Origin of the sequence: Clostridium sp. D5, assembly GCF_000190355.1 — a bacterium.
GTDB lineage: Bacteria > Bacillota > Clostridia > Lachnospirales > Lachnospiraceae > Faecalicatena > Faecalicatena fissicatena_A.
The window spans coordinates 467,738-476,597 of record NZ_GL870809.1 but is presented as its reverse complement, the minus strand read 5'-3'; the positions used below and the strand labels follow the sequence as shown (position 1 = coordinate 476,597).

The 8,860-nt window shown below is 48.1% G+C and carries 5 protein-coding genes; all 5 read right to left on the bottom strand.

All coding sequences use genetic code 11. The annotated features are described in order from the left end of the window. Positions 1-357 precede the first annotated feature (357 nt). From HMPREF0240_RS01940 to HMPREF0240_RS01920, 5 genes are read right to left on the bottom strand one after another with little or no spacing between them, the layout of a single operon-like run. Entirely contained in the window at positions 358-1,416 is a 1,059-nt protein-coding gene (locus tag HMPREF0240_RS01940; protein ID WP_242833285.1) for an SGNH/GDSL hydrolase family protein, read from the bottom strand. A 21-nt stretch (positions 1,417-1,437) separates the two neighbouring features. After that, the gene (locus HMPREF0240_RS01935; RefSeq protein WP_009001777.1) at positions 1,438-4,092 is read right to left on the bottom strand and encodes an SMC family ATPase; all 2,655 of its coding nucleotides are present in this window, start codon (positions 4,090-4,092) and stop codon (positions 1,438-1,440) included. Position 4,093: 1 nt separating this feature from the next. After that, entirely contained in the window at positions 4,094-5,248 is a 1,155-nt protein-coding gene (locus HMPREF0240_RS01930; protein ID WP_009001776.1) for an exonuclease SbcCD subunit D, read from the bottom strand. A gap of 13 nt (positions 5,249-5,261) precedes the next feature. Next, positions 5,262-6,965 carry an ABC-ATPase domain-containing protein gene (locus HMPREF0240_RS01925; protein WP_035312252.1) on the bottom strand — a complete coding sequence of 568 codons (1,704 nt, stop codon included), beginning with the start codon at positions 6,963-6,965 and terminating at the stop codon, positions 5,262-5,264. A gap of 53 nt (positions 6,966-7,018) precedes the next feature. After that, a complete protein-coding gene (locus tag HMPREF0240_RS01920) occupies positions 7,019-8,275 on the bottom strand; it encodes a serpin family protein (RefSeq protein ID WP_009001774.1) in 1,257 nt (418 codons plus the stop codon). Positions 8,276-8,860: the final 585 nt, after the last annotated feature.

Below are 8,860 nucleotides of genomic sequence, written 5' to 3'. Positions count from 1 at the left end.
ATTAAGCCGTTCTAGCGCGCATTCTACGCGTACGAAAAACGGCATATCCGCTTCCCCCTGTCCCGGCAGAGGTCCGCTCCAGACATTCCCGCCTCCATCGCCATGCTTCCAGCTCCGCCATCTCCTCGGCTGGGCGTATCAGGTCGGGAGGGTAATCGTACCGGATGGGATTCCGGGCGGAGGGCAGCGGATTGTGGTGGAAGGACGGAAGGTTTTGCTTATTGAAGGGTATGAGGAACTTCGGCGCGGCGCCGGGGGGCTGGCGCTCTTTTCACTCACTCGCAGGCTCGTTCGCTGGGGGTTGGGATATGGATTTGGATTTTTTTGTTTGTCTCTTTTTCTCTTGAGACTTTATTTTTATTTTTTCTTTTTGCGTCTGATTGTTATGACCAGGACACCGGCTAATATTACCAGTAGGATTGTGGGAACGAAGTACGAATATTTGCCCTGATTGGATTGGTTTTTGGACTGACTGGTAGTATCGGGGGGCTGATCTTGGTTCTCAGGAGTAGTCTGTTCGGATTGGTCTGCCGGCTTTGGTTGTTGAGATTCTCCTTTTATGGCTTCGCCATCTACGGACTGGGTGTTTGTGTCCGGGTCGGGCTCGATTTTGTCGTAGACCATTGTGGCTATGAGCTGCTGGCCTTCCTGGCTGGGATGCAGGCCGTCGCCCTGGACGAAGGCTACGATGTTGGAGTTAAAAAGGTCTACTACCTTGTAGTCGAATTCTTCGGCCCTTTTTTCTATGATGCTGTTCATGTTCTGGATGATGTCTTCTACAACTTTGTTCATGGTACCGGGGAGCTGCATGTTGTATATGGGGTTGTAGATGTTGGTTACGATGATTTGGGCATTATCTTTTTTCTGCTGGGTTATGGTTTCCATGGCTTCGGCCCATTGGGCCTCGAAGCTTCCGTAATCCCAGCTGCTCAGAGCATCTATGATTTTCAGGACGATTAACGGGTTCTTCTTTACGGCCTCCTGGAGTTCGTTCATAGCCTGAGGGGCGCTTCTGAACTTTGTATCGGAATTCAGAATCTCCTGGGACTCTCTTTTGAATTCGTTCAGGAGGTCGTTGGAACCCATTGTGAGTAATATGATGTCGGATTTGTTCAGGTTTCTTTTTACAGTGTCCCTTGACAGGACCTTTTCGTTGAGGCCCTGTGTGTCCAGACCGTTTTTCGCGTAATTCTGATAGTCAAAGTATATCTCATTTTCTTCGGCTATCTGCTCGGTGATGATACGGCCATAACATTTTATTTCATTGGCCTTGTCAGAAGAATACCCCTTTGCGATGCTGTCTCCCAGAACCGTACAGGTTACGATTTCCTCCCATGCCCTCACGGGCAGTGCCTGCTGCAGGCTCAGGATTACGGCCAGCAGCAGGGCTGATGCTGTTTTCAGGTATTTCTTCATCTGTCCCACTTCCATTTCTGTTTATTCTAATACCCACCTGGTACTGCTTCCCTGCTCTGTTTTTGTAACAGCAAGTTTCCATTCGATCTGTTCTTTTAATTCATTTACATGAGATATGATACCCACGATTCCTTTTTCCCCAGCCAGTTCCTGAAGAATCTGGATCGCCCGCTCTCTTGCCGCGTCATCCAGAGAGCCGAAGCCTTCATCCACAAACATAGTCTCAAGACTGATTGCCCCTGCCGTATTCTGTATGATATCTGACAGGCCCAGCGCCATGGAGAGGGATGCCATGAAGGACTCGCCGCCTGACAGTGTCTTCACATCCCGGACGGAATCATTGACAAGGTGGTAAACATCCAGGTCCAGACCGGCCTGCCCCTGGCTGCTCAGGTCTTTGATTTCCCGGCACTGCAGGATAAATTCGTTTGAGGTCATCTTACTGAGCCTTCGGTTGGCGGCATGGATGATCTGCTTGAAATATTTTCTCTGCACATAGGTCTCAAAATCCAGTTTGATGCTGCCGTTCAGCGTTCCGTTGGCCGTACGGCTCAGATTGTTTACCATCTCGTACTGCATCGTCAGGCCGGCTTTTGTATCAAAATACTGCTTGAGCTTTGTCCTGGCCTCTTTGTTCTTCTGGTTCTGGCTGTGCAGATGGAGCCATTTGTCTTTCTGCGTTTTCAGGGAATTCAGTACCGCTTCCAGCTTTTCTTTTTCTTCTTCCAGATCCGCAGACTGCTTTCCCTCGCTCTGCTGACAGAGCATCTCGTATCTTGTCTTTACTTCCAGACATTCTTTTTCATACTGGCTGAGCGCTTCTTCTTTCTCTCTGCGCCCTTCTGTCCATTTCAGAGCCTGGCTGTATTCTTCATGAGATGCAAATTTCTGCGCTTCTAACTCTTCCTGAAAATATTCTTCCTCTTCTTTCTGCTTCGTATTCAATTCCTGGAGCTGTTTTTCCTGGCTCTCCAGAAGTCCGCTTCTGCGCTTCATTTCTTCCATCAATTCCCGGAAATCTTTTCCCTTTTTCTGGAAGTTTTTTTTCATTTCTTTTAAATCTGCTTCCAGCTGTTTCAGGTGCTCTTTTGCCTCTTCTTCCGGAAGGGAGCCTCCGGCTATAATATCTTCTGCGGCTTCCTCCAGAAGTTTTCTCTCAGAGTCCAGACGGCTTTTCGATGCCTGAAACTGTTCCTGGGTTGTGGAGCGCTCCTGTTCTTTCTGATCCCGCTCATTCTTGGCCTGCTGCACTTCTTCCTGTCCCGGCGCGCTCTCCAGTATCTCAGCCTTGTGCGGGTGGTCTGTTGAGCCACATACAGGACAGGGGTGCCCTTCCTTAAGTTCCTTTGCCAGAATACCGGCCTGTTCCTCAAAAAACTGCTGATACTTTTTCTCATAATCCGCTGAGGCCGTCCGGCATTCCTCCAGTACAAGCTCCATTTTCTTTAATTGTTTATGATACTGTTCTTCCAGTTTTCGGATGCCTGCATATCTGGGCAGAATATCTTTCAGACGCAGAATCTGTTTCTGCATGACGGGTTCTTTTTCCTGCAGTTCCTTTTCCAGTCCCTGCAGTTTTGTTTCCTTTTCCGCCAGGACTGCTGTCTGCTCCTCCATCCAGCTCTTTGTCTGTCCGACCGTCTCTTCCAGGCGCTTTGCTTCCACACTGGTTCGTTTATACTGTTCCTCTTTTACAAGCACTTTTTCGGCCCTGGCACCGTCTTTAATCTGACGGCTGAGGTCCTCCATTCCGTTCTTTTTTTCTTCCAGCTCTTTCAACCTCTTTTGCGCCTGATCTTTTGACCGAAGCAGAATGTTTACCTCTTCCTGGCTGCGGATTGCAGCATTCAAATCCTCTGCCTGCTTCTGCAGACGTGTATGTTCTTTTTCAGCCTCTGTCTCCATAGACTTTCCCTGCCTGCAGATTTCCTTTAATACTTCCATTACCTCTTCTGCCGGAGGCATTTTCAGCGCAGAAAGCCGCTCCCATTTTGCAGCCTCATCACTGTCTTCATAAGTTTCCACACGCTCCATTTCCCGCAGGCAGTCCTTTGTATTGTCTTCCAGGCGGATATAAAGCTGCTTTGCCTCCTCCTTTAATTCTTCCTGCACCTGCCAGTACAGCCTGGTTTGAAAGATTCTGGAGAAGATCTTCTTGCGCTCTTTGGATTCTGCATGGAGCAGCCGCAGAAAATCTCCCTGGGCTATCATTGCAATCTGGGTAAACTGGTTGACATCCAGCCCAATGATTTCTTCTATTTTATTATCAATGTCTTTTTTCTTCCCCTGTTCCTCCCTGCCGTCCGGCATGAGCAGGCTCACTTTTGCCGTCTCTTTTACCAGACGGGGTGAACCGTCCGCCATCCTGCGTTTACCGATCCTCAGGTATTCAGGGTTTCTTCTGACTGTATATTCTTTTCCTCTGTATGAAAATGTATACTCTACGAAAGTATCCGTCTCTTCGGATGCATACTGGCTGCGCATCATGTTGCCGTCGCGCCTTCCTCCGCTGGTCTTATCATACAGCGCATAAGTTATGGCATCAAAAATCGTGGTCTTTCCTGCACCGGTGTCGCCGGTGATAAGAAAAAGGCCATGCTGTATTTTTGTAAAATCTATCTCTTCTACATCCGCATAAGAACCAAATGCAGACATTGTCAACTTTACCGGCCTCATCTTATTCTCCCTTCACCTTATCAAAAACCTGTTCCAGAAATCCTTTTTCTTCCTGAGACAGTTCCCTGCCCTGGATTTCTTCATAAAACTCTCCAAATACAATAAGCGGATCGGTCAGCTCCACCTCCTCATCGAACTCCTCCAGACGTTTTCTCGTCCGGGCATTATCCATCCGGATCTCCAGAATATGTGGATATACTTTTTCCAGCTGTTCCTTGGGCCTGTACGGGTCCACCTCATCCGTCAGGGTGATGCTGATATAGTCCTTACAGCTTTCCGTCTCCGCCTGTTCCATAATCTGTGTCATCTCTCCACGAACCGTCCGCACATCTCTGAGCGGATGAAGCGGCAGAAGCTCCACAAGCGCCTCTTCGCCTTTTTTTCCAAGTTCCACCATATGAAGCGATTTTGTATCTCCGGCTTCACTCACGGAATACTTCAGTAGGGTTCCGCAGTAACGGATAAACGGCTTTCCTGCCTGCTGTGCCCGGTGCAGATGTCCAAGGGCCACATAATCAAACTGCAGCAGCGGTGCGATATCAACATTGTCAATTCCTCCCACGGAGAACAACTCCGAATCGCAGGTCTGCAGTATTGTGCCGTTTCCCGTATAGAACTGATGAGACAGAAGCACATTGCGCTTCTCCTGATCCGGCGCTTCCCGCTCCAGAATTCGTGCAACCGCCTCACTGTAAGTCTCCGGAATGTCTTCCTCAAAAACGCCGCGGACATACCCCGGCTTCAAGAAGGGAAGCAGATAAAAATCTACCTCTCCATATTCGTCTGAAAGTGTTACCTTTTTTAAATATTCATCCTTTTCCCCGGGCACTTCCCCTGCAATATAGATGTTCTGCCTGCCCAGAATCCGGCTGGCGTAGTCCAGCCTCTGGGCGGAATCGTGGTTTCCGCTGATCAGCATAATAGCTGGTCCGCCCTCCACATCGGCCAGTCTCGTCAGGAAATCGTCAAACAGCGATACCGCTTCCGCCGACGGAACAGATTTATCATAGATATCTCCCGCTATGACTACCGCATCGGGTTTCAGTTCCTCCACCCTGCTGACCACCTCATTTAATATATGTCTCTGGTCCTCCAGAAGGCTGTAGTGGTGCAATTGTTTTCCAATATGCAGATCCGACAAATGAAAAAACCGCATACAACTCCCCTTTCTACAGCTTCAGACCGCGGTAACGGTCCAGGCATGCATATATTTCCTGTTTTCTCGGCACCGCAAGACATGCCACACTGGAGCCGCTCTCGCACAAACCTGCAAGCCCATCTTTTTCAATCTTATTCTCAAGCTCTTCTACAACTCCCTGCAGTGTTTTCCTGCCGTCCAGAAGATGTTTTTCCGCATATTTCACACAATATCCAAGTGCACTGACCTGCTCGCCGTCCACCAGCTGCTCCACATAGCGCAGGTCGATGGTTTCCCGGTTGATCTGCACTGCTTCCCGGCCCAGTGTCTTCATCTTTACCCTGTCATTTCCACGAAATGCTGGATTCCCGCCCGGGCATCTTGTGAATACGGGTGCTGCCGCCTTTTCCTCCGGTCCACTGAGCATCGGAAAGCTTTCGGCCTCTTTCTTTGCAAGTGCCGTAATATCTTTCGGTACATACCGGTCCATCTGGATGATACAGTCGGCAATATGGAAGTATGCCCCGGAGCTTCCTGCTACGATGGCCGTTGAAATTCCATACTCATCATACAGCTCCCTGATCCGCTCGATAAAAGGAGTGATCGGCTCCATGTCTCTGTGGATCACGCGCTGCATCAATTCATCCCGGATCATAAAATTGGTCGCGCTTGTATCTTCATCGATCAGCAGAAGCTTTGCCCCTGCCTCCATGCTCTCTATCACGTTGGCCGCCTGGGAAGTGCTTCCGCTGGCATCTTCTGTATAGAATCCACGAGTGTCTTTTTTATTGGGCAGGTCATTTATAAACATTGAAATGTCTGTCTTTTTTATGCTACGCCCGTCCTCGGCACGGATCTTCATTGCAGTGGAATCGGTAATGACATATTCCCTGCCATCCCCCGCAATATGGTTATAAACCCCCAGTTCCAGTGCTTTCAGGAGCGTGGACTTTCCATGGTATCCACCGCCCACAATCAATGTAATTCCCCTGCGGATTCCCATTCCCGTTATTTTTCCTCTGTGCGGAAGTTCCAGCGTTACTTTTAACTCTTCCGGTGAAGAAAACGCAACCGCACCTCTCATCGGCCTGGAAGAAATCCCGGATTCTCTGGGCAGGACAGCCCCGTCCGCAACAAAAGCAGTCAATCCCAGAACAGGCAGCTGTTCCCGGATGTACTGCTGGTCATCTGCAAGAAATGCTGTCTGTTCTATCCTCTTTTTATCGCTGTTCTTATAATACAGAGAGTTTTCCACACACTCCGGCAAAAAATCAAACAATATCTTCATTAATTCTCTTGCATTGATGGTTCTCCCGTTTGCCGGAAAGCCCGCCTCAAGCCTCAGTACCAGGTCTCCGCTTTGGAGGTCAATACTGCATGCTGTGCGCTCCAGTATCTCCTGCGCGCACCTGCTGACAGAGATCAGGCCGCTCTTCCCTGATCCCTTCGCTTTGAATGCATACTTTTCAACGCCGCGCCCAAACTGGCGTGTCAGATAGTCCTGAAGTGCAATCCGGCGATGCGCTGTCTCAAACAGCTCTTTCGGAAACCCAGCCACCGCACCTTTTATGTGAATACTTAATTTAGAAGGGGAAGCAAATGGGTCCCCCTGTACATGATCAATGGAAAGCTGATATCCCGGAAACTGATACACCCCTTTCGTATCTTTATATGCAGGATAGCTCTTGTGGTCAATCCTGTTCAGTAAGTTTTTTAATTCTGTTGATGTCTGCATCATAATGCACTCCTTTTCTATTTTCTTGTTCAGACAGCCCACTCCGGTGTGCCTTATTCTTTTATATCCATCACTGTCCCCATAAAGACAGGAAGTTTCGCCTCACAATCAATGAGCATATAAATAAACGGCCGGTTCAGATAAACAGTCTTCTGCTTTATGGGATCAACCATGGCAGCTTCGCTCATCACCTCTACTACCGTGGCTGCTCCCGCCTCGGTCCCTTTTTCATCCACCGCAATATAAGTTTTGTGCAGTACACGATTAATATAAAGATTCCCGTCCGTTGAAGTTCCCAGCCCGCTGAAATCTGCCTGTCCGGGATCAAAGGCATCAGGCATACCCATCCCCTTCAGAATTTCACTCATTTCAATATCGTACTCATTTTCGAATTTAGGAATCGCTGCATCCACCCGCACACTCTGTGAGTTGTTCAGAAGGTTCATCAGCTTTTCACCGGTTAAGGAGGAAATGTATTCGTTTATGCTTATCCCCTCGTTCGGAAGCAGGCCTACAAACGCATATTTTCTGTCCTTATAATACTTAATCAGGCCTGTTGTGTTCTCATCCTCCAGATATTCGTTCTCTTCCGAATACATCATCTCAGTTATTTGCTCACTTCCGCTTTCAGTTGTAAAAACATCTGCCCTGACTTCATTTTCCTTATATATGTTCTCCCATTCAGCATCAAAGGCAATGGCATTGATCAGATACATTATTGCTTCATCTGGAATCTCATCCAGGATATCTTCTATCATACCGTCCGTTTTATTGCTGACCCAGTGGTTGATCTCCTTAAGCGTGGAATTATCAAAAGGCGCTTTGTAAAGCTCCGCGTCATACCAGTCTGCGTTTGCCTGCAGGAAATCTGGATTTACGGTCAGGCTCTCATCATCTTTAAACCAAATCGAGTTAGCGAGGTCAAGCTTATACTTATTACCGGAAGCCAGTGCTTCTTTGTATGCATAAAGATAGGGATTCAGCTTGTCTACGCTCAGCCCCAGCACATTCTCCATCTGTGCAAGGGTCTCCCCATCTGCCCCGTTCGCGGTCATCGCCAGCGCATAGAGTACGGAAACAGGAGATATCAGTACCTCTGAGTTTTCTTCCCGGCTGGCCTGAAACAGGCGCACTGCAAAATCTGCCACAGCGGCAGTATCCTCGTCACGTAGTACGGCTTCTTTGCTGACATCGTGTGCTTTTACGCCTTTCATTAAATCTGATGCCTGTACCTTCGTGCCGCAGCCAGATAAAAAAAGCGATCCTGTAAGTATCAATGCAATACATAATGAAATCATACGTTTCTTCATATTACTTTTCCCCTTTCCGTTTTACCCCGAATACCACTATTACCTGACAGTTGCCTGATTTACGCATATTGTATCATTTACAAAGATGATTGTAAAATATATGGCTTATTTTTAGGGAATTTAGGATATAGCCTGCTCACTTTAGTCTCAAAAATGAAGGATATCTGGATTGCTGGGACGCTTCATGACAGGGATGCCAGACCGGAGCAATGAATGTGCACTGGCGACGCGTAGTCGTTCATCTACAAGAAGGGACTTAGTGCCGCTTGCCAGAAAGAAGTTCACTATTTTAAATATACCCAAAACTATTTTTCAACCTACTGGGGATATAAACGTTACGCCAATTCTATACCATCCACTGTCCCGGTCTGGGATCCAACCGGGGAAGGAGTTCTTTCCTATCGGCGGATGAACCTAGCTTACCGTGAGCCGGGACGGACTGTGAAAAGCACCTGTCCTGTTGGAAATGCTTTTAGCGAGCATAGCGGCAGTTAGAGGAAATCCGCGAAATCAGTCAGAAAAAAGCTGCTTCCGAAGCAGCTTTTTAGAACGCCTGAGGCGTTTAATCATCAGATTAAACGGTGA